General features: G+C 68.9%; 27 protein-coding genes, 1 tRNA gene and 1 riboswitch. Of the genes, 19 read left to right on the forward strand and 9 right to left on the reverse strand.

The annotated features are described in order from the left end of the window. Window positions 1–13 precede the first annotated feature (13 nt). From AB0E63_RS12700 to AB0E63_RS12710, 3 genes are read left to right on the forward strand one after another with little or no spacing between them, the layout of a single operon-like run. Complete coding sequence (locus tag AB0E63_RS12700) at window positions 14–1,009, forward strand: sugar phosphate isomerase/epimerase family protein (RefSeq protein WP_360364755.1); 996 nt, start codon at window positions 14–16, stop codon at window positions 1,007–1,009. After that, the gene (locus tag AB0E63_RS12705; RefSeq protein ID WP_360364757.1) at window positions 1,006–1,920 is read left to right on the forward strand and encodes a transketolase; all 915 of its coding nucleotides are present in this window, start codon (window positions 1,006–1,008) and stop codon (window positions 1,918–1,920) included. Before AB0E63_RS12700 ends, AB0E63_RS12705 begins: the two co-directional genes overlap by 4 nt. Further along, a complete protein-coding gene (locus AB0E63_RS12710) occupies window positions 1,917–2,882 on the forward strand; it encodes a transketolase C-terminal domain-containing protein (RefSeq protein ID WP_360364759.1) in 966 nt (321 codons plus the stop codon). Before AB0E63_RS12705 ends, AB0E63_RS12710 begins: the two co-directional genes overlap by 4 nt. Here AB0E63_RS12710 and ribB read toward each other — a convergent pair. After that, window positions 2,866–3,480, reverse strand: a complete 615-nt coding sequence (gene ribB, locus AB0E63_RS12715) for a 3,4-dihydroxy-2-butanone-4-phosphate synthase (RefSeq protein WP_360364761.1) — start codon at window positions 3,478–3,480, stop codon at window positions 2,866–2,868. The two genes, AB0E63_RS12710 and ribB, sit on opposite strands and share 17 nt — an antisense overlap. Window positions 3,481–3,583: 103 nt before the next feature. Further along, window positions 3,584–3,716: riboswitch (FMN riboswitch) on the reverse strand. Window positions 3,717–3,770: 54 nt separating this feature from the next. On the opposite strand from ribB, the gene AB0E63_RS12720 reads away from it, so the two are divergent. The 3 genes from AB0E63_RS12720 to AB0E63_RS12730 all read left to right on the forward strand — a co-directional run bounded on the left by AB0E63_RS12720 (window position 3,771) and on the right by AB0E63_RS12730 (window position 7,693). Next, window positions 3,771–5,237 (forward strand): DUF4038 domain-containing protein, encoded by a 1,467-nt coding sequence (locus AB0E63_RS12720; RefSeq protein ID WP_360364763.1) that lies wholly within the window; start codon window positions 3,771–3,773, stop codon window positions 5,235–5,237. Window positions 5,238–5,267: 30 nt separating this feature from the next. Further along, window positions 5,268–6,248 (forward strand): sugar-binding transcriptional regulator, encoded by a 981-nt coding sequence (locus AB0E63_RS12725; protein ID WP_360364765.1) that lies wholly within the window; start codon window positions 5,268–5,270, stop codon window positions 6,246–6,248. Between the two features lie 77 nt (window positions 6,249–6,325). Beyond that, on the forward strand, window positions 6,326–7,693 hold the full coding sequence (locus AB0E63_RS12730; protein ID WP_360364767.1) for a threonine/serine exporter family protein: 1,368 nt from the start codon (window positions 6,326–6,328) through the stop codon (window positions 7,691–7,693). Here AB0E63_RS12730 and AB0E63_RS12735 read toward each other — a convergent pair. Further along, window positions 7,690–7,941 (reverse strand): hypothetical protein, encoded by a 252-nt coding sequence (locus tag AB0E63_RS12735; protein ID WP_360364769.1) that lies wholly within the window; start codon window positions 7,939–7,941, stop codon window positions 7,690–7,692. The two genes, AB0E63_RS12730 and AB0E63_RS12735, sit on opposite strands and share 4 nt — an antisense overlap. Beyond that, window positions 7,908–8,267, reverse strand: coding sequence for a DUF4185 domain-containing protein (locus AB0E63_RS12740; RefSeq protein WP_360364771.1), 360 nt, complete (start codon window positions 8,265–8,267; stop codon window positions 7,908–7,910). The genes AB0E63_RS12735 and AB0E63_RS12740 overlap by 34 nt, the downstream gene beginning before the upstream one ends. A 206-nt stretch (window positions 8,268–8,473) precedes the next feature. On the opposite strand from AB0E63_RS12740, the gene AB0E63_RS12745 reads away from it, so the two are divergent. The 3 genes from AB0E63_RS12745 to AB0E63_RS12755 all read left to right on the forward strand — a co-directional run bounded on the left by AB0E63_RS12745 (window position 8,474) and on the right by AB0E63_RS12755 (window position 10,854). Beyond that, window positions 8,474–8,872, forward strand: a complete 399-nt coding sequence (locus AB0E63_RS12745) for a cyclic nucleotide-binding domain-containing protein (protein WP_360364773.1) — start codon at window positions 8,474–8,476, stop codon at window positions 8,870–8,872. 175 nt (window positions 8,873–9,047) lie between these two features. Beyond that, window positions 9,048–10,007 carry an adenylate/guanylate cyclase domain-containing protein gene (locus tag AB0E63_RS12750; protein ID WP_360364775.1) on the forward strand — a complete coding sequence of 320 codons (960 nt, stop codon included), beginning with the start codon at window positions 9,048–9,050 and terminating at the stop codon, window positions 10,005–10,007. Window positions 10,008–10,065: 58 nt separating this feature from the next. Next, the gene (locus AB0E63_RS12755; RefSeq protein WP_360364777.1) at window positions 10,066–10,854 is read left to right on the forward strand and encodes a GNAT family N-acetyltransferase; all 789 of its coding nucleotides are present in this window, start codon (window positions 10,066–10,068) and stop codon (window positions 10,852–10,854) included. Between the two features lie 66 nt (window positions 10,855–10,920). Here the strand turns inward: AB0E63_RS12755 and AB0E63_RS12760 are convergent, their stop codons facing one another. Next, window positions 10,921–12,186, reverse strand: a complete 1,266-nt coding sequence (locus tag AB0E63_RS12760; RefSeq protein ID WP_360364779.1) for a hypothetical protein — start codon at window positions 12,184–12,186, stop codon at window positions 10,921–10,923. Further along, a complete protein-coding gene (locus AB0E63_RS12765; RefSeq protein ID WP_130445805.1) occupies window positions 12,183–12,512 on the reverse strand; it encodes a PadR family transcriptional regulator in 330 nt (109 codons plus the stop codon). Before AB0E63_RS12765 ends, AB0E63_RS12760 begins: the two co-directional genes overlap by 4 nt. Before the next feature lie 174 nt (window positions 12,513–12,686). On the opposite strand from AB0E63_RS12765, the gene AB0E63_RS12770 reads away from it, so the two are divergent. Continuing rightward, the gene (locus tag AB0E63_RS12770) at window positions 12,687–13,616 is read left to right on the forward strand and encodes an AraC family transcriptional regulator (RefSeq protein ID WP_360364781.1); all 930 of its coding nucleotides are present in this window, start codon (window positions 12,687–12,689) and stop codon (window positions 13,614–13,616) included. Between the two features lie 25 nt (window positions 13,617–13,641). Here AB0E63_RS12770 and AB0E63_RS12775 read toward each other — a convergent pair whose 3' ends face one another. Both AB0E63_RS12775 and AB0E63_RS12780 read right to left on the reverse strand, forming a co-directional pair. Next, window positions 13,642–14,502 carry a hypothetical protein gene (locus AB0E63_RS12775; RefSeq protein WP_360364783.1) on the reverse strand — a complete coding sequence of 287 codons (861 nt, stop codon included), beginning with the start codon at window positions 14,500–14,502 and terminating at the stop codon, window positions 13,642–13,644. Between the two features lie 306 nt (window positions 14,503–14,808). After that, complete coding sequence (locus AB0E63_RS12780) at window positions 14,809–16,743, reverse strand: Xaa-Pro dipeptidyl-peptidase (protein WP_360364784.1); 1,935 nt, start codon at window positions 16,741–16,743, stop codon at window positions 14,809–14,811. A gap of 147 nt (window positions 16,744–16,890) precedes the next feature. Here AB0E63_RS12780 and AB0E63_RS12785 point away from each other — a divergent pair, with 147 nt between their 5' ends. Next, complete coding sequence (locus AB0E63_RS12785; RefSeq protein WP_360364786.1) at window positions 16,891–17,904, forward strand: LacI family DNA-binding transcriptional regulator; 1,014 nt, start codon at window positions 16,891–16,893, stop codon at window positions 17,902–17,904. A gap of 14 nt (window positions 17,905–17,918) precedes the next feature. Then, window positions 17,919–18,821 carry a 1,4-dihydroxy-2-naphthoyl-CoA synthase gene (locus tag AB0E63_RS12790; protein WP_360364788.1) on the forward strand — a complete coding sequence of 301 codons (903 nt, stop codon included), beginning with the start codon at window positions 17,919–17,921 and terminating at the stop codon, window positions 18,819–18,821. Here AB0E63_RS12790 and AB0E63_RS12795 read toward each other — a convergent pair. Continuing rightward, complete coding sequence (locus tag AB0E63_RS12795) at window positions 18,818–19,192, reverse strand: RICIN domain-containing protein (RefSeq protein ID WP_360364790.1); 375 nt, start codon at window positions 19,190–19,192, stop codon at window positions 18,818–18,820. The genes AB0E63_RS12790 and AB0E63_RS12795 overlap by 4 nt on opposite strands. Between AB0E63_RS12795 and AB0E63_RS12800 the strand changes: the two genes are divergently transcribed. The 3 genes from AB0E63_RS12800 to AB0E63_RS12810 all read left to right on the forward strand — a co-directional run bounded on the left by AB0E63_RS12800 (window position 19,164) and on the right by AB0E63_RS12810 (window position 21,245). Beyond that, window positions 19,164–19,925, forward strand: coding sequence for an AAA family ATPase (locus tag AB0E63_RS12800; protein ID WP_360364792.1), 762 nt, complete (start codon window positions 19,164–19,166; stop codon window positions 19,923–19,925). The genes AB0E63_RS12795 and AB0E63_RS12800 overlap by 29 nt on opposite strands. Then, on the forward strand, window positions 19,925–20,197 hold the full coding sequence (locus AB0E63_RS12805) for a hypothetical protein (RefSeq protein ID WP_360364794.1): 273 nt from the start codon (window positions 19,925–19,927) through the stop codon (window positions 20,195–20,197). The genes AB0E63_RS12800 and AB0E63_RS12805 overlap by 1 nt, the downstream gene beginning before the upstream one ends. A gap of 79 nt (window positions 20,198–20,276) precedes the next feature. After that, window positions 20,277–21,245: a hypothetical protein gene (locus tag AB0E63_RS12810; protein WP_360364796.1), complete on the forward strand. Its 969-nt coding sequence runs from the start codon at window positions 20,277–20,279 to the stop codon at window positions 21,243–21,245. 3 nt (window positions 21,246–21,248) lie between these two features. On the opposite strand, the gene upp is transcribed toward AB0E63_RS12810, so the two are convergent. Further along, window positions 21,249–21,890: a uracil phosphoribosyltransferase gene (gene upp, locus AB0E63_RS12815; RefSeq protein ID WP_360364798.1), complete on the reverse strand. Its 642-nt coding sequence runs from the start codon at window positions 21,888–21,890 to the stop codon at window positions 21,249–21,251. Between the two features lie 106 nt (window positions 21,891–21,996). Between upp and AB0E63_RS12820 the strand changes: the two genes are divergently transcribed. From AB0E63_RS12820 to AB0E63_RS12835, 4 genes are all read left to right on the forward strand, one after another. Beyond that, window positions 21,997–22,173, forward strand: a complete 177-nt coding sequence (locus tag AB0E63_RS12820; RefSeq protein ID WP_360364800.1) for a hypothetical protein — start codon at window positions 21,997–21,999, stop codon at window positions 22,171–22,173. Window positions 22,174–22,241: 68 nt separating this feature from the next. Beyond that, on the forward strand, window positions 22,242–22,739 hold the full coding sequence (locus AB0E63_RS12825) for a tRNA adenosine deaminase-associated protein (RefSeq protein ID WP_360364802.1): 498 nt from the start codon (window positions 22,242–22,244) through the stop codon (window positions 22,737–22,739). A 31-nt stretch (window positions 22,740–22,770) separates the two neighbouring features. Continuing rightward, entirely contained in the window at window positions 22,771–23,199 is a 429-nt protein-coding gene (locus tag AB0E63_RS12830) for a nucleoside deaminase (RefSeq protein ID WP_360364804.1), read from the forward strand. 13 nt (window positions 23,200–23,212) lie between these two features. Next, a tRNA-Ser gene (locus AB0E63_RS12835) sits at window positions 23,213–23,303 on the forward strand. Window positions 23,304–23,359: the final 56 nt, after the last annotated feature.

Genomic DNA, 23,359 nt, shown 5'->3' on the forward strand with positions numbered 1-23,359 from the left:
GAAGGAGATGACGATGACTGACATGCCGGTCTTCGGCGCGGGTATCTGGCACTTCGCGACCTACAAGGACCGCTATGCCACCGACGGCTACGGGCCGCCGGTCGGGTTGCTCGAGCAGATCGACCGGGCGGGTGCCGTCGGCGACCTCTCCGTGGTCGACCTGAACTGGCCGTTCGCCGGATACGACGGAACGCTGGACGAGGTCAAGGATGCGCTGAAACGCAACAACCTCAAGGCGATCGCGATCACCCCGGAGATCTACACCCGCGACTTCGTCAAGGGCTCGCTCACGAACCCGGATCCGGGCGTCCGCAAGCAGGCGCTGGAGTTGTTGCACCAGGCAACCGAACTGGCAAAGGACCTGGGTTGCTCGTACGTGAAGCTGTGGCCTGGCCAGGACGGCTGGGACTACCCGTTCCAGGTGAACTACCACGACATCTGGAACCTCGCCCTGGACGGCCTGAAGGAGCTCGTCTCGGCGCACCCCGACATCAACTTCGTGATCGAGTACAAGCCGCGCGAGCCGAGGGTGAAGATCATCTTCCCGAACGTCGCCCGGACGCTGCTCGGGATCGAGAAGATCGGCCTGCCCAACCTGGGCATCCTGCTCGATTTCGGCCACTCGCTCTACGGCCAGGAGACGCCCGCCGACGCGGCCCAGCTCGCGATCGACTACGGCCGGCTGTTCGCGATCGACGTGAATGACAACCTGCGCGGCTGGGACGACGACATGGTCGTCGGCTCGGTGCACCTGGTCGAGACCTTCGAGTTCTTCCACACTCTGCGCAAGAACAACTGGGAAGGTGTCTGGCAGCTGGACCAGTTCCCGTTCCGCGAGGACAGTGTCGAGGCCGCGAAGCAGGCGATCCGCTTCCTCAAGGCGATCCACCACGCGCTCGACGTACTGGATGACGAGGCGCTCGCCGCGGCGCAGGCTTCGCACGACGCACTCGCGGCGCAAAGGCTGGTACAGAAGGTGCTGCTGAGTTCGATGGCGGAGCTGGCATGAGTCTGACCGTCGAACACACGACAATGCCCGTGCTCGGGCGGCTGCCGGTCCACAGCGGCCGCTCCGAGCAGGTCGCGCACATCGCCGAGGCGGCCAAGCAGATCCGGATCCAGGACCTCAAGCTGGTCCACCACGCCGGTGCCGGCCACATCGGCGGCGACTTCTCCTCGATCGACATCCTGGCGACCTTGTACGGCGCGGTGCTCGACATCTCGCCCGGGACGGTCAACGACCCCGAGCGGGATCGGTTCATCCTGAGCAAGGGGCATGTCGCCGGAGCGCTCTATACCACGCTGGCCGCGTTCGGTTTCCTCCCGGTCGAGGAGCTCGCCACCTTCCTCAAGCCGCTGTCCGCGCTGAACGGGCATCCGAACCGGACCAAGGTGGCCGGCGTCGAGGCCAACACGGGTCCGCTCGGTCACGGCCTGCCGGTCGCGGTCGGGCATGCCTTGTCGGCCAAGCTCGACGTGTCGTTGCGCCGTACGTACGTACTGGTCGGCGACGGCGAGTTGCAGGAGGGCAGCAACTGGGAGGCGATGATGGCGGCCTCGCAGTACCAGCTGGACCGGCTGACCGTGATCGTCGATCGGAACCGGCTGCAGCAGGGCGCGACCACCAAGGAGACCAACGATCTCGATCCGCTGCCGGAGAAGGCGACTGCCTTCGGGTTCGCGGTGGTCGAGGTGAACGGACACGACCACGGTGAGCTGCTCGACGTGCTGTCCGCCGTACCGTTCCGGCCGGGCAAGCCGACGTTCGTGATCGCCCACACGCACAAGGGCCACCCGATCTCGTACATGAGCAACAACGTCGCCTGGCACCACCGGGTGCCCGACGCGGCCGAGTTCCAGCAGGCGCTCACCGAACTCGAGACCGGGGGACGCCCACGCTATGAGAGGGAACCGGTATGACCGTCGTCCACACCTCGATCGCCGACCAGCCGCGGTACGACTGCCGCGACGCGTACGTCGAGACCCTGGCCGAGCTCGCGCACGCGGACCACCGGATCGTCGGCGTCGTGAACGACTCCGTCGGCTCGAGCAAGCTGAACAGCTTCCGCAAGGCGTTCCCGGACCGGCTGATCAACGTCGGCATCGCCGAGCAGGACATGGTCGGGGTCGCCTCCGGGCTGGCCAACGGCGGCCGGATCCCGTTCGTCTCGGCCGCGTCCTGCTTTCTGACCGGCCGCGCGCTGGAGCAGATCAAGGCCGATGTCGCCTACTCGAACACCAACGTGAAGCTGTGCGGCATGAGTCCGGGCGTCGCGTACGGCGAACTCGGCCCCACGCACCACTCGGTCGAGGACATCGCCTGGCTCCGCGCCATCGCCAACCTGACCGTGATCGTGCCGGCCGACCCGATCGAGACCGCGGCGGCGTTGCGGTGGGCGGCCGCCTCGGACGGACCGGTGTTCATCCGGGTCAGCCGGATGAGCGTGCCGAAGGTGTACGCCGACGACTACGAGTTCCAGCTGGGTAAGGCGATCACGGTCCGGGCGGGCGACGACGTGACGCTGATCAGCAACGGGACCGTGCTGTGGCGGGCGATCGCCGCGGCCGAGCAGCTCGCCACCGAGGGGATCTCGGCCCGGGTGCTGTCGATGCCGACGGTCAAGCCGCTGGACACCGACGCCGTGGTCGCGGCCGCGCGGGAGACGGCCGGAATCGTGACCGCCGAGGAGGCGGTGTCCGGTGGCGGGCTCGGCGGTGCCGTCGCGGAGACCGTCGTACAGCATCATCCGGCCCGGGTGTCGATCCTCGGGTTCCCCGAGTTCGCCCCCACGGGGTCGGCCGGCTACCTGCTGGACCGGTACGGACTCTCCCCCGAGGGCATCGCGGACGCCGCCCGGCGACTGGTCACGACAGGTACGTGACCAGGTCGGCGATCGAGACCATCGCGAAGTCATGGGTATCGGCGAACACGCGCAGGTCGGAGCCGGTCATCAGCGTGCCGTCGTCGTTCATCAGCTCGCCGATCACGCCGACCGGCGGCAGTCCGGCCAGCCGGACGAGCTCGACGGTGGCCTCGGTGTGACCGGGCCGCTGCCGGACGCCGCCGTCGACCGCGCGCAGCGGGAGGATGTGGCCGGGCCGGATCAGGTCCGCGGGCTGAGCCGCCGGGTCGGCCAGCACGCGGACGGTCCGGGCCCGGTCGGCGGCCGAGATGCCGGTGCCGACACCGGTGCTCGCGTCGATCGAGACGGTGTACGCCGTCCGCAGGCTGTCCTGGTTGTGCGGGACCATCAGTGGGAGCTCGAGCCGGTCGAGGACGTCGGCCGCGGCCGGCGCGCAGACGTAGCCGCTGGTGTAGCGGACCAGGAGCGCCATCAGTTCGGGGGTGGCCAGGCTCGCGGCGAAGGTCAGGTCGCCCTCGTTCTCGCGGTCCTCGTCGTCGACGACCACGACGGGTCGCCCGCGCCCGATCTCGGCGACAGCACGCTCGATGGTGTCCAATGTGGTCGCGGTGCTCACTGTCGTTGTCCTCTCGGCGTGACATGGAATGGCACTCCGGGGGCAACGACAAGCTCCACGAGACCGTACGACGGCAGGCGTCGCTCGGGCACCGCGAAGACTGCCACGTGCGCTTCCCATCCGGACTTTCACCGTCGGTCCCGGAGTTCCACCAGGTCAACCGGACACCCTCGCGGGTGCACGGGTCGCGGACTGTCACCGCCGGCTCGGAATTTCACCGACCCCAGAGCACGTGTGGTCTTGCAGATTCAGCGGTCAGTTTATCGGTCCGAACCCCCCCCGGGAGTGTCATGTCCATCTCAGTCGTCTGGCGTCCGATCGAACTCTCGCTGACCTCCGCCGAGGAGTGGGTGGAGTTCGAGCACGAGAGCGGCCTCCGGCTCCGGCGGCCCACGTTCACCGATGGCGGCGAGACCTGGAAAGTCCGCTTCGCCGCGCCCGAACCTGGTCTCTGGAAGTGGTCAGGTGGTGAGTTCCGGGTCGAGGCCGCTGAGGACGAACCCAACCCGTTCTACCGGCACGGCTTCTGGCGGATGTCGCCCGGCGGCCGCAGCTTGGTGCACGCCGACGGCACGCCGGCGATCCTGGTCGCCGACACCGCGTGGGCCCTGCCCTGGCGGGCGACCCCTGACCAAGTCCGCGAGTACGCCGCCGATCGGCAGGCCAAGGGGTTCAACGCGGTCCTGCTGATGACGGTCCAGCCGGATATGCGGGCGGTCGGTCCGCGCGATCGTACCCAGGACGAGGGCTTCGACGTGGCCTTCGAGGATCTCGCCGACGGACACCTTCGAGAGCTGAACGTCGAGTACTTCCAGTACCTCGACGAGCTGCTGGCGATCCTGGTCGAGCATGGGCTGGTCCCGGTCCTCCAGCCCGTGTTCCAGGGCTTCGGGTGGAAGGGCCTCGACGTCGCCGGCACCGTCGTACCGCCTGCGGAGTACGCGGCGTACTGCCGCTACCTCGTCGCCCGGTACGGCGCTCAGCCCGCGATCTACCTGGTCGGCGGGGACGGGACGGGTCTCGAGCCGCAGGTTGCCGCCGGTGGCGCCGAGGTGCACGCGGTGGACTGCTACGGCCAGCCGACCGGCATCCACTACCGGCCACACATCCACGCCCAGGCTCACCAGGACGCCGACTGGCTGGACTTCCAGTGGTGCCAGACCGGTCACTCCGGTGAACACGTGCCGGAGCGAGTGGCGGACATGTGGCGGAACTCGCCGGTCAAGGCGATCGCGAACGGCGAACCGACGTACGAGAACACCGGCCGGACCGGCGTGGGAGCCGGTTGGTGGCAGGGGCACGAGGCGTGGAGCAACCTGTGCGCGGGCGGGACGATGGGCGTCGTCTACGGTGCCGGCAGCCTGTGGCAGTGGCGGCTGCATCCCGACGAGCCCGGTCACTCGGACTACTTCCTCGCCCCGGGCGCGGGCTGGCGTGAGGCGGTCGGCTTCGAGGGTTCGACGTACGTCGGTCTGCTCGGGAAGATCCTGGCCGGGCTGCCGACGACGGACATGCGACCGGACTGGACCAGGGTGATCTCGGGACGGGCGCTCACCGGGGCCGACGGCCTGCTGATCATCTACCGCGAGCACGGCGGCGTGGTGCCGATCTTCGACGACACGGTGCCGCTGAACTACACGATCATCGACCCACGGGACGGCTCCGTAGTCGCCGCCGGCGAGCGCGACTCGCCGTCGGCGGTGATCCCCGATCCGGGCGGGGCTCCGCGGGTCTACCTGTGTTTGCCTGACCTATAGTCCAGTTTGGTTCTGTCGAAGGGGGTTCTCGTGGCGAACGGCAACCGCTCGGTGCGTCAGCCGGGGCTGGACGAGCTGCGGCTGCTGGCGAAGGTCGCCCGGATGTACCACGAGAAGGGCATCCGGCAACCGCGGATCGCGACCGAGCTGAACCTCTCCCAGGCGCGCGTGTCCCGGATGCTCAAGCAGGCGGTCGAGGTCGGCATCGTGCACACCGTGGTGACCATGCCGAGCGGCGTGCACAGCGACCTCGAGGACGAACTGCAGGGCCGCTACGGGCTCCGGGACGCGGTCGTGGTCGACACGCTCGGGGTCGGCGACGAGGTGCTGCCCGCGCTGGGCTCGGGCGCGGCGGCGTACATCGACATGACGCTGACCGGCGGGCACGTGATCGGGATCTCGTCCTGGAGCGAGACGCTGATCAGCGCGGTGGACCGGATGCCGCGCAAGAGCGTGCCGGTGGTGGACAAGGTGGTCCAGATCGTCGGCGGGCTGGGGGACGCGGCGGTGCAGATGCAGGCCACCCGCCTGACCGCGCGGTTCGCCGAGCTGACCGGTGCGATGCCGGTCTACCTGCCCGCGCCGGGGCTGGTCGGGACGCCCGCAGTACGGCGCGCGATGATGAACGACGTGTCCGTTCGAGACGTTCTGGGCACGTGGGGACAGCTCACCGACGCACTGGTCGGAATCGGTAGCCTCGAGCCCTCTCCGCTGCTGCAGCGCAGTGGGAACGCGGTCGCCGAGGCCGACCAGGACGAGCTCCGCCGGCTCGGCGCGGTCGGGGATGTCTGTTTCCGGTTCTTCGACGAAGAGGGAAAGCACGTGCGCTCGACGTTCGACCAGCGAGTCATCGGCGTGACCGCGAAGGAGCTGCTGGCGGTGCCCCGCCGGATCGGCGTGGCGGGCGGTGAGCGGAAGTTCTCCGCGATCCGGGCCGCGCTGCTCGGCGACTGGGTCAACATCCTGATCACCGACCTCGCCATGGCCAACAAGCTTCTCGGTGATGTCTGATGGTGCCCCGCCTACTGCGCGGCACTCGGCACCTGCTCGCTACGGCGTGGCACCATCAGACACCACTCGGCGAGTAGATGGAGCCCGACGAGCAGCGGGAGGTCTACCGGACCATCGACCTGGCCCTGCGGGTCGGGGAGGTGCTGCTGTCCAGCGGCGCCGGTACGGCCGACGCGACCGCGACCATCCTCGGTGTCACCGCGGCCGGTGGGTTGCGCGGGTGCGAGGTCGACATCACCTTCACCTCGATGGCGATCTCGTACCAGGCCGCGCCGGACGTCGCGCCCGAGACGCACATCCGCCTGGTCCGGTACCGGTCGCAGGACTTCTCCCGGCTGACCGACGTGGATCAGCTGGTACAGCGGTTCGCCCGAGGTGACGTGACCCGGGACGAGGCGAGCCGTGAGCTGGCCCGGCTGACCTCCGCGGGTCCGCCGTACCCGCGCTGGAGCGCCGTACTGGCGTGGGGTGTGATGGCCGGTGGCGCCACGCTGCTGCTCGGTGGTGGCTGGCTGATCACGTTGGTCGCGGTCGTCACCGCGATCGTGATCGATCTGAACAGCCGGTGGTTCAGCCGGCAACGGCTGCCCACGTTCTACCAGCAGGTGGCCGGCGCGTTCGTCGCCACCGCGGTTGCTGTCGTCCTGTACGCCGTACATGCGCCGGTGAAACCGTCGTTGGTCGTTGCCGCAGGCATCATCATGCTGCTCGCCGGGATCGCTCTGACCGGCGCGGTCCAGGACGCGATCACCGGGTACTACGTGACCGCGGCGGCCCGCAGTCTCGAGGCGATGCTGCTGACCGGCGGGATCATCGCCGGGGTGTCCCTCGGTCTCGCGATCGGGCTCAAGCTCGGATTCAACCTCGGGATCGAGGCACAGACGATCCAGCTGGCCAACCTGCCGATCATGGTCGGCTCCGGTGCGCTGATGGCAGTCGCGTTCGCCTACGCGTCGTACGCGCCGCTGCGGGCGTTGCTGCCGATCGCCGTGATGGGTGCTCTGGGCTCGCTGGTGTTCACGCTGATGACGCGGGCATCGTTCGGTCCGTCCTGGTCGACCGCGGCGGCGGCCTTCGTCGTCGGTCTCGGCGGCTACTCGCTGGGCCGGCGGTCCGGGGTGCCGCCGCTGGTGGTGGTCGTGGCGGGGACGATCCCGCTGCTGCCGGGACTGACCATCTACAAGGGCTTGTACGAGCTGATGGGACTCGGCAACCTGGTCGGCATCGTCAGCCTGACGACCGCGGTCGCCATCGGCGTCGCCCTCGCCTCGGGCATCATCCTCGGCGAGTACGTCGCCCAGCCCATCCGCCGCGAGGCCCGCCGCCTCGAAGACCGCCTCGCCGGTCCTCGCCTCGTCGGCCCACGCCGCCCGGTACGCCGCCGCACCGGGCCACTTCGTACCGGGCCACGTCGTACCCGCAGGCGTCGGTCGGCGGAGGTCTAGATCTCTTCGAGGGCGATGTCATCCAACAGGAGCCAGACATCCTGGCCGTGGCCGAAGAAGCCGCCGTACAACATCCAGGCGGTCAGGCGGTAGCGGTGATTGGGGCGCACGGCAACGTTCTGCTGGAGCTGGTGCGTGCCGATGGAGTCACGGACGTACGCGTTGTTGGCTCCGGAGTGACCGAGGTTCGTACGGTCGATGCCGCCGCGTCCGCTCAGTTGCCAGGGTGCTGACGGCCACGGATGCATGAAGGTGCCGTACAGGCCGGGGTAGTCGGTGCCTCGGACAACCACCTGTTCGCCGCTCCACGGCCCCCGGTGATCGACGTCGCCGAGCGCAGGACGACGGAGGCGCGTTGCTCGTCGAGGTACATCATCAGCCACTTGCCCAGGTACGCGTTCCACTGGACCGAGACCTCACTGATCGGGCCGACCGCGATCGGTACGGCGGCCGACTCCTGCGGCGACCAGGTCCGGCCGTCCCAGTACCGCCAGGCCTTCTTCTGCAGCACCTGCTGCTCCGGGACCCCGGCGACATAGGTGTTGCCGAACCGTCCTTTCGGCGTACCGATCATGTGGTTCGTGCTGCTGGTGCTGCGAGAAATCGATTTCCGTGCACCCTAACCGCCGAGGGTGACGCGGTCAACAGCTTGGCCCACCCCGACTGCGCGGCGGGTGGTTTCGTGGGTCCGGGTGACCTTGGCGGCGGCGAGCCGTTAGAGTTACTGACTGGAAACATCGGCTGATCGCCGGGGTGGCCCGGCGGGCTCGGAGGATCGACGTGGCACTGGGTAGGACATCCCCGCGGGACCTGCCGCTGTTCGCGGATCTGTCCGGACGCGACATCCGGGACATCTTCAAGGCCGGCGAGGAGGTCTCCGTGCCGGCCGGCTGGTCGCTGATCCTGGAGCAGACCGCACCGGACGCGGCGTACCTGATCCTCAGTGGTACGGCGGCGGTCCGGGTGAAGGGCACGGAGATCGCCGAGCTCGGCCCGGGTGACATCGCCGGCGAGGTCGGGGTCCGCCGGAACCAGTTGCGGACGGCAACCGTCACGGCCAAGTCCCGGCTGCAGTTGCTGCACTTCACCCGGGAGAAGTTCGACGACCTGACCCGCCGCCTGCCGGCCTTCCGCGACGTCATCGACGCCACCATCGCCGAGCGCCGCGGTGGTTCCTGACCCCACGCCGCCCGGCCCGACCGAGCCCTCCCCACGCTCACCCGCCCCGGTCCCGGCGCCCCCCGAACCCCACACCCACCAGTCACCTGCCCGCGAGACGGCGGACGGCGAGGACGACCCGCCTGGAGCACCGCTCGAGTCTCTTGCCGGGACCGGCGTACGGGAAGGTGGGCAGGTGGATCTGGGGTCGCTGCAGCGGGAGTTCGAGCGCGCGTTGCTCGGTGGCGAGCGGAAGTTCACCCGGATCCAGGTGTCGGAGCGGGCGGGGATCTCGATCGCGCGGGCCGAGCGGATGTGGCATGCGCTCGGGTTCGCGACGGTGCCGGATGACGAGGTTGCGTTCACCGACGACGACGTCGAGGCGCTGCGGTTGGTGGCGGCGCTGGAGGACGACGACTTCATCGATCCGGAGATGGAGTCCTCGCTGGCGCGTAAGCTCGGGCAGACCCAATCCCGGTTGGCGTCCTGGCAGTCGTCGATGTTCCTGGAGTTCCTGGCGAGCTCGAAGCTGTCGGCGGACGAGGCGATCGAGGTTGCGGGCCAGCTGTTGCCGGCGATGGAGCGGTTGCAGACCTACGTCTGGCGGCGGCACCTGGCCGCGGCCGCCGGGCGGGCGGTGGCCGGATCCGACGAGCTGGCACGCGGCGTACGGGCGGTTGGGTTCGCCGACATCGTCAGTTTCACCCGGCTGACCCGACGGCTGACGGAGGCTGAACTCGGCCAGCTGATCGAGCGGTTCGAGGGGATGGCCGCGGACGTCGTTGCGTTGAACGGCGGCCGGGTGATCAAGTCGATCGGCGACGAGGTGCTGTTCGTCACCGACACCGCGGCCCAGGGCGCCGCGGTCGCACTGGCGCTGCAGGACGCGGTCACCGCGGCCGAGGACCTGCCCGACCTGCGGATCGGTCTTTCCTACGGCACCATCCTGATCCGGCTCGGCGACGTGTACGGCGAAGTCGTCAACCTAGCCGCCCGTCTCACCTCGGAATGCAAACCCGGCCGCGTACTCGTCGACCGCGAACTAGCCGCCGCCCTCGACGGCCACTCCGACTACCGCCTCCGCCGCCTCCGCCGCGTCTCGGTCCGCGGCTACCACCACCTCGTCCCGTACTCCCTCCAACGGTCTGAGGTGTAGTCGACCGGCGGGCACACCTACCTGCCTCGGCAGGAAGTGGGCGACATACGCTGGCCGGGTGCGCGAGATCCTGACCATTGCTGACCTGAACCGAGCCAGTGGAGGCGACCCGCTGATCGTCTGGGCCGGGCAAGGGTTCGGCCGAGGCGTTCGGGCTTGGTACGACGGGGACGCGGTGGTCGTCGCGTCACCGGATCTCTCGAAGCGCGACCGGCTCGCGGTCGCCGGGCCGGCGGAATCCGTTGCTCGCCTCGCCATCGGCGTGTTCGCCGAGGTGGGGCCGAGCTTCCGTCCGTTCGGTGACGAGCAGCTGGTGCGTGAGCTCGCCGATCGGGTGCCGGGGATGGAGTTCTCGGCCGCATTCGGCTGGATGGAGACGCGGACGTCCCCCGCTCACCAACCTCGGTCGGCACCGCCGGCGCAGGCTCAGCCGCCTGCTCGGATCGCCTCCGGCGGTGACTTGGTGAGTGCGGGAGGTCCGGTCTGGCTTGAGGGCGATGCCGGGGTGGTGGATCTCTTGACCGAGGCATCGCCTGCGTCGTACGCGTGGCCCGGGCGGAGCGGCGTACGACGGTGGGCTGCGGTGACCGGCGACGGCGGGGAACTGCTGAGCGTCGCGGCGGATGCGTGGAGTGCGCCGGAGGTGGGGTTTCTGGCCGGCGTTGCCACTCATCCCGTTGCGCGGGGCAAGGGACTGTCCCGGCAGGTCTGCGGTTTCGTCACGGCCGAGCTGATCTCGCGGCACGGCAGCGCTGCGCTGATGGTTGACGCAGACAATCCCGCTGCCATGGCGGTCTACCGGAACCTCGGCTACACCTATCGGGCGGTCGCCGCGGCCCACCTCTGACCCGCGCTCACCGCGTGGGTTGCGGTCGTCGCCGCGGCCCATCTCTTACTTCCAACTAGACCGCGGTTACCGCGTGGGCGCGACCGTGAGGGTCACGCCGGCGCGCGGGGTCGACGGCTGTGCCGTGGGTGCGGCGGGGGTCGGCTTCGCGGTCGGGGCCGTTGGCTTGTCGGTCGGGCCTTGGCTCGGGGTCGGTGTCGGGGTCGGGGTCGTCCGAGTGGCCGGCGCCGGCGGCGGGACGAACGGGGCCTTCGTGCTGTCTTTGCAGTTCTCCTGGTCCGCGTAACCGTTCTCGTCCGGGCTGACCACGGCCTGCGGGAACAGGTTGCTGGTCGTGTCGCGGGTGGTGGTCCCGTAGTTCGCCGCGCAGTCCTGGAGCTCCAGGCCGATCGGGTTGCCATCCTGGTCGTACAGGCGGACGTCAACCTGCTTGCCCTGGGCATCGAACGGGTAGATGTTCGTGACCTGGTTGCCGTTCAGCGTCAGCCCGTTCGACGGCGGGTTGTACGACGAGTTGCCGCCGCGGTAGTCGTTGTAGTGGCCGAACACGTTGAACGACGTCCCGACGTACGCCGCCGCGAGGAAAGCCGGGACCGCGATGGCCGCGACGACGTTGAGCGGTACGACGTACCAGAGCCAGCGGCGGTCCTTCTGGGTCTTGCGGCCGATCCAGATCGAGACCGCCGCACCGGCGACCGAGCCGACCACGGTGACCGAGGCGGCGCCGAACAGCGCGAAGAACCCACCGGCGCCGATCACGCCGCGCGCGACCCACCAGACCGGCTGACCGATGCTGACCAGCTCGCCGCGGACGTGCGGCGGGATCTGGTCGACCCAGCCACGGATGGCGGCCGCGCCTTGGGCGCCGCGCGGGGTGTCCAGGACGATCCGCGGGTCGTGGCCGCGCAACGCTCGTACGCCGAGGTACGCCGCGACGAACAGCACCGCGATCCCGAGCAGTCCGAAGAACGCGGTCGCGTTCTCGTCCCAGGCGAAGATGCCGAGGGCAAGGAAGAACGGGCCGACGGTGGCCGCGATCAGGCCCCAGCGGAGGGCCTTCCAGCCGGCCTCGAGGTGGGCGGCGCCGACCGGTTGGGTGCGGGGCGGATAGCCGGCCGCGGTCCGCAGCTCATCGGCATACTGCTTCGGGCTGCCCAGCCGCTCCTGCAGGGCCGTGATGGTCGGCTCGCCCTCGAACTCGGCGGCGACCTCGGTGAGGTGACCGCTGACGTCGTCGAGCACGTCCTCCAGCTCGCCCGGCGGCAGGTCGCTCAGCTCGGCCCGAACCTGGGCCAGGTAGATCGCGACCGCTCCGGTCAGAGTGCTGTTCACGCGGCCTCCTTCTCCAGCAGCAGCACCGACATGGTGTCGGCGAAGTGGTTCCAGGTCTTGGTGGACTGCGCGAGCAAGTCCCGGCCGGTCTTGTTCAGCCCGTAGTACTTGCGGTGCGGGCCTTCCTCGCTCGGCTGCACGTACGACGTCAGCGCGCCGGCCGCGAACAACCGCCGCAACGTCCCGTACACCGACGCGTCCGCAACGTCCTCCAGGCCGGCGGCCCGCAGTCGCCGGAGTACGTCGTACCCGTATCCGTCGGCGTCGCGCAGCACGGCGAGCACCGCCAGATCCAGCACGCCTTTGAGCAACTGGCTCGTGTCCATCAGTCCTCCCTCCGCGCACCGGAAGGCCGGACCCCTCAGACCGCCCTCCCGGTGCTCTACCGACCACACTACTACACACTGCACAGTACTCCACAAGACAGCAGGGGCCGACGCGGTTCGTAGCTCCGCAATTTCGATCAAGTTTGGGGGGGCTGGGGAGGGCACAGTGGGGGTATGGCGGATGTGTTTGAGGAGTTTGTTGCGGTAGTGGCTGAGGGGCTGGCCGGGGTGGGGGCTGCGACGGTGAATGGGGCCGGGCTGGCCGGCCGGGTGCATTTGTCGCGGTTTCATTTTGATCGGGTGATCGGGGCGGTGGCGGGGGAGTCGCCGTTCGCGTTCCGGCGGCGGGTGTTGCTGGAGCGGGCGGCGTACCGGTTGCTGGCCGAGCAGGTCGCCGTACTGGATGTCGCGGTGGAGGCCGGGTACGGGTCGCACGAGGCGTTCACGCGGGCGTTCGCCAGGGCTTATGGGATGTCGCCGCGGGAGTGGCGGCGGGAGGCGTCGCGGGTGTTCTTCCTGACGGCGCCGAGCGGGGTTCATTTTCAGCCGCCGGCGGGATTGCGCCTGCCGGCACGGAGAGAGGTGCGAGGGATGGACGTACTGGTCAGGATGGTTGAACACCACGTCTGGTTGACCGGCGAGATGATCGAGCGCGGCGCCCGGCTGGACGCGGCCGCGCTGGATCGGCCGATCGAGCTGTCGGTGGAAGGGATCGACGACGACATCTCGATCCGGTACCTGCTGGATCGGCTGGTCTGGCAGGAAGAAATGTGGCTGGCATCGGTGGAGGACCGGCCGTTCCAGGTTCCGGAGTGCGGGCGGCAAGTGGTCACGCCGATCCCCGAGCTCCGCGACCGGCACGCGCTCGCCGGCTCACGATTCGTTGCCTTGGTCAATCAGTTGAACGAGGACGGGCGCTTCGACGAGAGCTTCGTCGACACCACGTGTGAGCCGCCGCGAGTCTTCACGTACGGCGGGATGGTCGCCCACGTACTGACGTTCGCCGCCCACCGTCGATCTCTACTCATCGGCGCCTTCTACACCGCCGGCATCACCGACCTCGGCTTCGGCGACCCCATGCACTTCGTCACCGAAGGCAAGTAGTTCTGCGGGGTCTGCCCTTCTGGGCTCAGGCGGCGAGTGGGTGGCGGCGAGCGTCGAGGTCCTGGGTGATGCGGGCGACGACGGTGGCGGGGGCATGGAGGAGGTCGTTGGCGGTGACGACGCGGAGCAGCCAGCCTTCGCGTTCCAGGTTCTCGCGCCGGCGGATGTCGCGTCTCCACTGACGGAGGTCGACGAGGTGGTGCCGGCCGTCGTACTCGATCGCGATCTTGAGGTTGGGGTAGGCCAGGTCGGGTCTCGCCAGCCAGCCTCCGTCGCAGTCGTGGATGTCGTGGGCGACTTGCGGTTCGGGGAGGCCGGCGAGGACGAGGAGGAGTCGCAGACGCGATTCCATCGGTGAGTCGACTCCACGTCTGACGAGTGCGGCCGCTTCTCGGGCCAAGCGGACGCCTCGTACGCCGATCGCCGCTGACGTGAGGTCGATCAGGTGCGCGGGCTCGGCGTGTGTACGTCGTACGAGGGAGTCTCCGGCTGTCACGAGCTCGGTCAGGTCGGAGTGCGGTGCTAGGTCGAGGAATGTGCGGCCGGGAGGGGTCAGCGGTAGCCCGGCGTTCATGATGCGCTCGAGGTTGAGTACTTCGTGGACGCGCAGGCCGTCGATTCGTGGGAGCGTTCGGTGGGGATCGCGTTGGACGCTCACATGTACGTCGTTGTCGGTCGGGCCGTCGGCGTCCCACAGAGTCAGCGCGGTGTGGTGACTCACGACTGCTTCGGGCGTCAGGAGCAATGCGGCCTCGGCGAGCAGGCGGGGCGTCACTGCGACGTGTGCGGCGACGTACACGGGGCCCAGCACTCGCCGGTAGCCCACTCCGCGCAGGACTCCGCGGGAGATCCCACCCACTCGCGCCTGCGCCGCCGTGAACAACATGGCTCCATCTTCCCGGCTCCACCCCTCCCCTGCTCCGCTTATCCACAGGCCCATCGAGTCGTGGCGTTCGGCTGGACCGTGAAACCGCGAGTCGTGGATGCGGGTTGCGGAAGTCGGCGTGTCGGCAGCCGAACCTCACGACTCGGCGAAAGCAGCCCCGGGGAGCGGTCGGCCCAAGGGCAGCCGTTGTGCACGACTCGGCGAGGGGCTGGGGCAGCCGCCAATCCATGACTCGGCGAACCGGGCTCGGGGTCGGCGAAAGGCCCGGGGTGGGCGAAACGAGCCGGGGCCGGCGAAGGGCCGGGGTTAGTTGGTGGGGTCGTGGAGGTCGGGGCGTTGGGAGGGGGTGGTGATGTCTACGTCTATTGGTTGGAGCTTGGTGGGGGCGGTTAGTTTGCCGGAGGTGACGGGGAGGTTGAGTTTGCTGCCGGCCAGGTCGATGTCGATGGTGGCGCCGGTGTCGTTGGGGCTGGTCCACTCGGTGTCGGAGAGGGTGATGGCCAGGCCGAGGATGCGGCCCTTGGGGATGACCTCGTCCTGGGCGCGAAGAGGGACGGTGATGGTCGTCCACTGGCCGGGGGTGAGCGGGGTGGGCTTGCTCAGGGACTTGCTGTGGGCGGCGTCGACCCAGCCGCGGCTGACGATGCCGTGGTCGCTTTGGGTGGTCAGTTTCTGGACCGTGTAATAGCAGCTGTCGTCATAGTCCGTACTCGCGCCTTCGCAGGTGCTCTGGTCGGTACGGCGGATGCCGGAGTACCGGGCGGCGTCGCCGTACTCGATCAGGCGGGCTGTGACCGGAGTGGTGACCGAGTCGGACTTGATCCGCAGCGTGACGGACGCCGTACCGCTGATCCGGATCGGCACCGGCAGTGGCGCGGACAGGAACATCTGCCGGCCGGCGATCACCTCGGACGGGTCGGCGACGATATCGTCCTCGGTCAGGTCGGGGTCGTCGGTGATCGTGACGGATCCCTTGCCCAGAGCACCTAGTTTGCCGGCGGACAGTGGCACGGAGACGGGACGGTTCACGGCCGGCCAGGTCTTGTAGTTGCGCCAGACATCGGGCGACGTCTCGACCGATGCCATCGGCTCCTTCATCACGCCGTTCTGCAAGCCCTGCAACCAGTAGTCGAACCACTTGTGCAGCTCGTCAACCCACTCGTCGCGGCGGAACTCGAAGGGATCCACGTGGTCCTCGACGCCGAGCCACAGCTTGCGGGGAACGTTGTTCTTGGCCAGCGCGGCCCACCACTGCGAGAAGTGGATGGTCTGCACGTTGTAGTCGCTCAGGCCGTGCGTCATGAAGACCGACGCCTTCACCTTGCTCGCGTCCTTCAGATAGTCACGCTCGGCCCAGAACGCGGTGTAGTCGCCGGTGTCGTCATCGTCGTTGTCACCGAGCTCGGCGCGGACCGCTTCACACGCGGGGCTGTCGTGACCGACGTAGCCGCCGAGCCAGGGCATGTAGTCGTCCGAGTACGGTACGCCGCCGGAGCGGGTGTAGTCGTACCACGAGGAGATGGCCGAGATCGGCACGATCGTCTTCAGGCCTTTGACTCCGGTCGCCGCGACACCGTTGGCCAGCGTTCCGTCGTACGACTTGCCGATCATGCCGACCGCGCCGGTGGTCCAGGTCGCCTTCACCGGCCGCCCGTCGGCGGTGTGTGCGGTGTTGCGTCCGTTCAGCCAGTCGATGACGTCGACAACGGAGTCGATCTCGTCCTTGCCGCCGACGTCGCCGCAGCCGGTCGAGCGTCCGGTGCCGACGATGTCGACGCCGACCATCGCGTAGCCGCGCGGAACGAAGTAGTTGTCGTAGTAGAGCGGCATCCGCTGGATGATGCCGTTCTCGTCGTACGTCTTCTTCTCACTCTCGTTGCCGCGACCGCAGCAGGAGTAGTACGGCGACGCGTCCATGATGACCGGGATCCGTACGCCGGTCAGCACGGTCTCGACCGGGCGGACGATGTCGACGGCGATCACGTCGTCCTTGCCGTCGGAGTCGGTGTCCATAGTGGTGTCGACGTACACGGACTCGCGGATCGCGGAAGAGTAGTCGTAGACCGGCTGGGTGCTCTTGGTCGCCGCGTCGACGTGCGCGGGCAGGCTCGGAGCGGCCGGAGCGGGGGCTCCGGAGGGGTCATCCGGGGTCGGGACAGCCACGGCGGGACCCGTCACGGTCGCGAGGCTGAGCACAGTGGACGAGACCAGGATCGTCATCCTGGCGCGGACGGTCGTCATGGCTGGGAAGGCTAGTCACTCCCGCGCCGCAAAGCCAGGTTCTACCGAGATTGCCCGGCACTTCCCCGCGACAGAGCGTGACGAGACACTGGTTCCGATAAGGTGACCGCCACCACCCGCAGGGGGAGAGCAGGAAAGGGTAGGCCAGTGAATCTGCGAGCACCGGTGACATTGCTGGACGTGGCACAGCGCGCGGGCGTGTCGGTCGCGACCGCTTCTCGCGTGCTCAACGGCGGGGACCGGGTTCCCCGTCCCGAGTTGCAGGAGCGGGTCAAGGCCGCCGCCGACGAGCTCGGCTACACGCCGAACGCGCAGGCGCAGGCGTTGGCGAAATCGTCGACCAACGTGGTCGGCATCCTGGTCCACGACATCGAGGACCCGTACTTCGCCGCCATCGCGAACGGCGTGATGCGTGCCGCCGACGAACGCCATCTGCTGGTGATGATGGCCAGCACGTTCCGGGACGCGGAGCGCGAGATCGCTTACCTGTCGTCGTTGCGGGCGCAGCGGGCGCGGGCCGCGGTGATGATCGGCAGCCGGCGGACCGACGCCGAGAGCCTGGCCCGGACCGCGACCGAGGTCGACACGTTCCTCAATTCCGGCGCCGGCCTGGCGCTGGTCAGCCAGTCCGGGATGCCGGCCCACACGATCGAGCCGGACAACCGTTCCGGCGCGGCGGCGCTGGCCCGCGAGCTGGTCGGGCTCGGCTGGCGGAAGTTCGCCGTACTGAGTGGACCGGAAACGCTGGCGACGGCACGTGACCGACGAGTCGGATTCGTCGAGGGTCTGGCCGAGTCCGGGTTGGAGCCGGTGGTTGTCGAGGCCGGTGAGTTCACTCGTGACGGCGGGTACGCCGCGGCCGAGGTGATGCTGGATCGGCACGCCGATGTTGACTGTGTGTTCGCGGTGAACGACGTGATGGCGGTCGGTGCGATGTCCGCGTTGCGTGCGCGCGGAGTCGACGTACCGGGTCAGTTGGGGGTCGCCGGATTCGACGACATCGCGACGCTGCGGGACGTGTGGCCGGGGCTGACGACGGTACGGCTGCCACTGGAGCAGATGGGCCGGCGGGCGCTCGAGCTCGCGATCGAGGGTGGCGAGCCGAAGACCGAGACGTTCAAGGCCGAGGTCGTCCTGCGGGAGAGCACCGCGAAGGCCTGAAATATGCTCGCGGGGTGACTGTTTCCGAGATCTTCGACCCATCGGCCTGGAAACAGGTGGACGGGTTCGACCTGACCGACATCACCTATCACCGGGCGGTCGACGCCGGGGTGGTGCGGATCGCGTTCAACCGGCCCGAGGTGCGCAACGCGTTCCGGCCGCACACCGTGGACGAGCTGTACCGGGTGCTGGACCACGCGCGGATGTCGTCCGACGTCGGCTGTGTGCTGCTGACCGGCAACGGCCCGTCACCGAAGGACGGCGGGTGGGCGTTCTGCTCGGGTGGTGACCAGCGGATCCGTGGCAAGGACGGTTACAAGTACGCCGAGGGTACGACGGCCGAATCCATCGACCCGGCGAAGGCCGGCCGGCTGCACATCCTCGAGGTGCAGCGGCTGATCCGCTTCATGTCGAAGGTCGTCATCTGCGTAGTCCCGGGGTGGGCCGCGGGCGGCGGGCACAGCCTGCACGTGGTCGCGGACCTGACCCTGGCGTCCGCGGAACACGCACGGTTCAAGCAGACCGATGCCGATGTGGCGTCGTTCGACGGTGGCTTCGGATCGGCGTACCTGGCCCGGCAGGTCGGGCAGAAGTTCGCGCGGGAGATCTTCTTCCTCGGTGACGAGTACTCCGCCGAGGACGCGTACCGGATGGGCATGGTGAACAAGGTCGTGCCGCACGCCGAGCTGGAGGCGGTCGCCCTCGAGTGGGGCAAGAAGATCTGCGCGAAGTCGCCGACCGCGCAACGGATGCTGAAGTACGCCTTCAACCTGATCGACGACGGGCTGGTCGGGCAGCAGTTGTTCGCCGGCGAAGCGACCCGCCTCGCCTACGGTACGGACGAGGCCGCCGAGGGCCGCGATTCCTTCCTGGAGAAGCGTCCCGCGGACTGGTCGCCGTACCCCTACGCCTTCTAGGGTTTGTGCCACTTCTGGTTGCTGGCGCCGTTGCAGGAACGCAGGGTCAGCCGGCCGCCGTTCGCGGTCGTGTCGGCGGTGACGCACTTGTCGGCGGTCGGGTTGACCAGGTCGTGATTGTTGTTGAGGGCAAACTTCTGGGCCCAGCCGCCGTTGCAGTTGACCAGCTGGACCTGCGTGCCCTCGGCGGTCGACGCCCAGGCGAGGTCCATACACAGGCCCATCGACCGGACCGATCCGTCGGGCTGGAAGGTCCACTGCTGGTTCGGGGCGGTCGCGCAATCCCATAGCTGCAAGGGCGTTCCGTCCCGGCCGACGCCGTCGGTCGCGTTCTGTACGTCGATGCAGCGGTTCGATGCGTCGCTCTGCAACGCGACCGCCGACGCGCCCGCCGCGGCCGGTGGCTGCTGCGTCGAGTCGATCGGCCAGGAGGACGGGGCGAATCCGGTGTTCGAGGACTGCACGGTCGACGGCGTACCGATGGCTGCTCAGGCCGTGGCTGCCGCTGCCGGTGCGCCCGCCGTCACCGCGGCCGGGGCCCTCGACGAGAGCATGCCGCCCGATGACGAGACTCTCGAGGACGTGCTGGCCGAGCTCGAGGAGCAGGTCGGCCTGGATCGGGTGAAGCGCGACGTCCAGTCGATGGTGAAGCTGATGCAGGCGGTCCGGATGCGGCAGGAAGCCGGTCTGCCCGCGCCACCGCTGAGCCGGCACCTGGTCTTCGCCGGCAACCCCGGCACGGGCAAGACCACCGTGGCCCGGCTGTACGGGCGGGTGCTCAAGGCGCTCGGCCTGCTGCGCCGCGGCCACTTGGTCGAAGTCGAGCGGACCGCGCTCGTCGGCGAGTACGTCGGTCACACCGGACCGAAGACCACCGCGGCAGTCACCCAGGCGCTCGGTGGTGTGCTGTTCATCGACGAGGCGTACTCGCTGGCACCCGTTGGCATCGGCAACGACTTCGGTGCGGAGGCGATCGCGACGCTGGTGAAGCTGATGGAGGACCACCGCGACGACCTCGTCGTGATCGTGGCCGGCTACGTCAACGACATGTCCCGGTTCATCGGCTCCAACCCGGTCTGTCGTCCCGGTTCACCCGGACGCTGATGTTCGAGGACTACACCGCCGCCGAGCTGGTCGCGATCGTCGAGTACCAGGCCCGCGAGCACCAGTACGAGCTGTCGGGCGACGCGCGTACGGCGTTGGCGGAGCTGTTCGAGCAACTGCCCCGCGGCGAGGGGTTCGGCAACGGCCGGTCCGCCCGGCAGATCTTCCAGGCGATGACCGAACGGCAGGCCCACCGCCTGTCCGACCTCACGGCCCCGACCCCTGCCCAGCTCGTTTCGCTCGAGTCGGCCGATCTTCCAGCCAGCTTCTAACATCAATTGCTGAGTAGTTAGCAGAAAATTTCGTGCGAACTACTGACAGTTCACGGTAAGACGCTTACGGTCGGCTCCTATGGACAAACTTTCCCGCCGTGGGCTGCTCGCCGGAGCCGGCGCGCTGCTCGCCGCCGGTGCCGTCGGCGCACCTACCGCCGCTGCCCGCCCGTTCGCCCTGCTGCCCACTCGACGCTTCGCCCTGGACGGGCCGGGCGGCGAGCTGTTCACCGGCAAGCCGCTGGCCGACGTCACGGTGATGCAGTCGATCGCCTTCGACAGCCCGAACCGGCGACTGTTCGCCGGCCAACTGCGCGCCGGGTCGCCCGCGAGTAGCGGTGACCTCACGCTCACTCAGCTCAGCCTCGACGGAGACGTCGCCGGCCACATGTACCTGTCCGGCTTCGGGCACGCCGTCTCGATCGGCGCCGAGACCGTCGGGCGGACGACGTACCTGTGGACCGAGACCGACGTGGACACGGCCAACGCCCGTGGCCGGCAGATCGCCCGCTTCCCCTGGCAGAACGGCGCCACTCTGACCAAGGACTCCCCGACGCTGCGGAGCTGGAAGCCGGTCGCCGACGGAGCCGTGTTCACGCCGTCGGTGGATCAGCGGCACGGCCGGATCGCCATCCGGCACACGCTGGCGGACGGTTTCCACATCAACGTGTACTCGCTCGCGGCTGCGCGGGTGGGCAACTTCTCGCGGGTGCTCGCGTCGTTCAAGCAACCCACGATGACGGCCGGGATCGACTTCCAGGGCTGGGCCCTCTATGGCTCGTACGTCTATCTCTGGGAGGGCGAGGCGTACGCCGGCACTCCCGACCCGGCCCTGGCGACGTCGAAGCTATGGACCTACGACATCAACTCCGGCGAGGTCGTCGAGTCGGTGCGAATCCTCGACGGCGCCGACCTGGTCTACCGCGAAGCCGAGGGCGTCGGCGTGTACGTCGGCCACCTGGGCAGCCCCCGCCTGTGCTTCGGGTTCGCCTCCGGTGTCACCGGCGACCGCCGAGCCAACCTCTTCTACCGCGACACGCTCGTCTAGCGGCTACTGGGCGACGCCGTACAAGCGGTCGCCGGCGTCGCCCAGGCCGGGCACGATGTAGCCCTTCTCGTTCAGGTGCGAGTCCATCCCCGCGATCACGAGGTTGCACGGTACGTCGAGGTCGGCGAGCTCCTGCTCGATGCGCTGCACGCCCTCGGGTGCGGCGAGCAGGCAGATCGCGGTGATGTGGTCGGCGCCGCGTTCGACCAGGAACTGGATCGCCGCCGCCAGGGTGCCGCCGGTGGCCAGCATCGGGTCGAGCACGTAGCACTGGCGACCGGACAGATCCTCCGGCAGCCGTTCGGCGTACGTCGAGGCCGTCAGGGTCTCCTCGTTGCGGACCATGCCGAGGAACCCGACCTCGGCGGTCGGCAGCAGCCGGGACATGCCTTCGAGCATGCCGAGGCCGGCCCGCAGGATCGGCACGACCAGCGGTTTCGGCGCCGTCAGCTTGACGCCCTGGGCCTCGGCGACCGGGGTCTGGACGGTGACCGGACCGGTGCGGACGTCCCGGGTCGCCTCGTAGGCGAGCAGCGTGACGAGCTCCTCGGTCAGCCGCCGGAACGTGGGTGAGTCCGTGCGCTCGTCCCGCAGCGCGGTGAGCTTGTGGGCGACGAGCGGGTGGTCCACGACGAGGATCTGCATAAGCCGGAACGGTACCGTCGGCGATTCGGCGCGGGAAAGTGCGCTCGCTGCCAGACTCGAAAGTGCATTGGAATCTGCCCTGCCTCGCCCCCCAGGGAGTACGCCGATGACCGAGAGCACCGCGAAGACTCCCGAGCAGCTCGACCGCCTTCGCCGGCGGGCCGCGTTCCTGCGGGAGCTCGAGGAAGCCCGCGCCCTCCGTGACCGGATCGCACCCGCCGGGCCCGGGTCCGGCAACTCCGTGAGGCCATGCGCAGAGCGACGTATCATCACTGATCGTTAGGGCTACTGATATCGCGTCGAGATCACCAATACCTCCCGTGTCCGGCGGGAGTCTGCGACGATGAGGCGGTGTCTGATGCCACGGCTGGGCCGATGACCACGGATCTCGACTTCGCGGTCGCCGCGTACACCGAGGACGGGGTCTGGACCGTCACACCGCTGGTGCTCCGCGGTGAGCCCGACCTGTCCACGCTGGTGTCGGCACTGCTGCGGTACCCGGGCGAGGCGGGCGTGCTCGGGATGATCTCGGTCGACGAGGACTTCTTCATCCTGCTGCGCGTGCTCGGCGGCCGGGCCCGGTTGCTGATCTCCGACGTGACCGCGGCGACCGAGTGGCCGCTGGCCCGGCAAGTGGTCGACGAACTCGACATCCCGCTCGCGGATGACGACGACGAACAGGTTCCGGCCGGCGACCTGGCGATCATCGCGGACCTCGGCCTGAGCGCGATGGATCTGGGCGCGCTGTGCGACGACGTCGACCTCTACCCGGAGGAGATGCTCGAGGAGATCGCCGAGGTACTGGGGTTCGGCAACCAGTTCCACGAGGCGATCGAGGCCCTTGGTTAGTCCGGCGCTGCGGCGCGAGTGGGCGCGGTTGATGACCCTCGCGCTGGACGAGGGCGAGAAGGCGCTGCCCGACGTACCGATCGGGGCGGTCGTGGTGGACTCCTCCGGCGAGGTGATCGGCCGTGGTCACAACGAGCGGGAGCTGACCGGCGACCCGACCGCGCACGCCGAAGTCCTGGCGATCCGGGACGCCGCCAAGCACGTCGGCGAGTGGCGGCTGACGGGCTGCACGCTCGTCGTAACGCTGGAGCCGTGCACGATGTGCGCCGGCGCGATCGTGCTGTCCCGGCTGGAGCGGCTGGTTTTCGCCGCGTACGACGAGAAGGCGGGGGCCGTGGGCTCGTTGTGGGACGTCGTGCGGGATCGGCGGCTCAACCACCGGCCGGAAGTCGTGGGCGGCGTGATGGCCGACGAGGCGGGCGCGCGGCTACGCGATTTCTTTATCGGGCACAGACCTTGATAGCCTCTGCGGCGGTGGCGTGTCCGAGCGGCCGAAGGAGCGCGCCTCGAAAGCGCGTGACGGGCAACCCCCGTCCGAGGGTTCAAATCCCTCCGCCACCGCCAACCGCCCCTCGAGGGTGGAAGAGAGCCGGAGACCCTGATGCTGTGTGATGCGTCAG

Source organism: Kribbella sp. NPDC026596, assembly GCF_040638415.1.
Taxonomy (GTDB): Bacteria; Actinomycetota; Actinomycetes; order Propionibacteriales; family Kribbellaceae; genus Kribbella.

Excerpts from the sequence above, each read along its gene's own strand:
- AB0E63_RS12830 (WP_360364804.1), top strand. The coding sequence starts at position 22,771 with ATGACCCTCGCGCTGGACGAGGGCGAGAAGGCGCTGCCCGACGTACCG.
- AB0E63_RS12775 (WP_360364783.1), bottom strand. The coding sequence starts at position 14,502 with ATGTTGTTCACGGCGGCGCAGGCGCGAGTGGGTGGGATCTCCCGCGGA.
- AB0E63_RS12730 (WP_360364767.1), top strand. The coding sequence starts at position 6,326 with ATGGAGCCCGACGAGCAGCGGGAGGTCTACCGGACCATCGACCTGGCC.
- AB0E63_RS12800 (WP_360364792.1), top strand. The coding sequence starts at position 19,164 with ATGCAGCGGTTCGATGCGTCGCTCTGCAACGCGACCGCCGACGCGCCC.
- AB0E63_RS12735 (WP_360364769.1), bottom strand. The coding sequence starts at position 7,941 with ATGCATCCGTGGCCGTCAGCACCCTGGCAACTGAGCGGACGCGGCGGC.
- AB0E63_RS12780 (WP_360364784.1), bottom strand. The coding sequence starts at position 16,743 with ATGACGACCGTCCGCGCCAGGATGACGATCCTGGTCTCGTCCACTGTG.
- AB0E63_RS12805 (WP_360364794.1), top strand. The coding sequence starts at position 19,925 with ATGTTCGAGGACTACACCGCCGCCGAGCTGGTCGCGATCGTCGAGTAC.
- AB0E63_RS12810 (WP_360364796.1), top strand. The coding sequence starts at position 20,277 with ATGGACAAACTTTCCCGCCGTGGGCTGCTCGCCGGAGCCGGCGCGCTG.
- AB0E63_RS12820 (WP_360364800.1), top strand. The coding sequence starts at position 21,997 with ATGACCGAGAGCACCGCGAAGACTCCCGAGCAGCTCGACCGCCTTCGC.
- AB0E63_RS12710 (WP_360364759.1), top strand. The coding sequence starts at position 1,917 with ATGACCGTCGTCCACACCTCGATCGCCGACCAGCCGCGGTACGACTGC.
- AB0E63_RS12720 (WP_360364763.1), top strand. The coding sequence starts at position 3,771 with ATGTCCATCTCAGTCGTCTGGCGTCCGATCGAACTCTCGCTGACCTCC.
- upp (WP_360364798.1), bottom strand. The coding sequence starts at position 21,890 with ATGCAGATCCTCGTCGTGGACCACCCGCTCGTCGCCCACAAGCTCACC.
- AB0E63_RS12705 (WP_360364757.1), top strand. The coding sequence starts at position 1,006 with ATGAGTCTGACCGTCGAACACACGACAATGCCCGTGCTCGGGCGGCTG.
- AB0E63_RS12765 (WP_130445805.1), bottom strand. The coding sequence starts at position 12,512 with ATGGACACGAGCCAGTTGCTCAAAGGCGTGCTGGATCTGGCGGTGCTC.
- AB0E63_RS12700 (WP_360364755.1), top strand. The coding sequence starts at position 14 with ATGACTGACATGCCGGTCTTCGGCGCGGGTATCTGGCACTTCGCGACC.
- AB0E63_RS12770 (WP_360364781.1), top strand. The coding sequence starts at position 12,687 with ATGGCGGATGTGTTTGAGGAGTTTGTTGCGGTAGTGGCTGAGGGGCTG.
- AB0E63_RS12740 (WP_360364771.1), bottom strand. The coding sequence starts at position 8,267 with ATGATCGGTACGCCGAAAGGACGGTTCGGCAACACCTATGTCGCCGGG.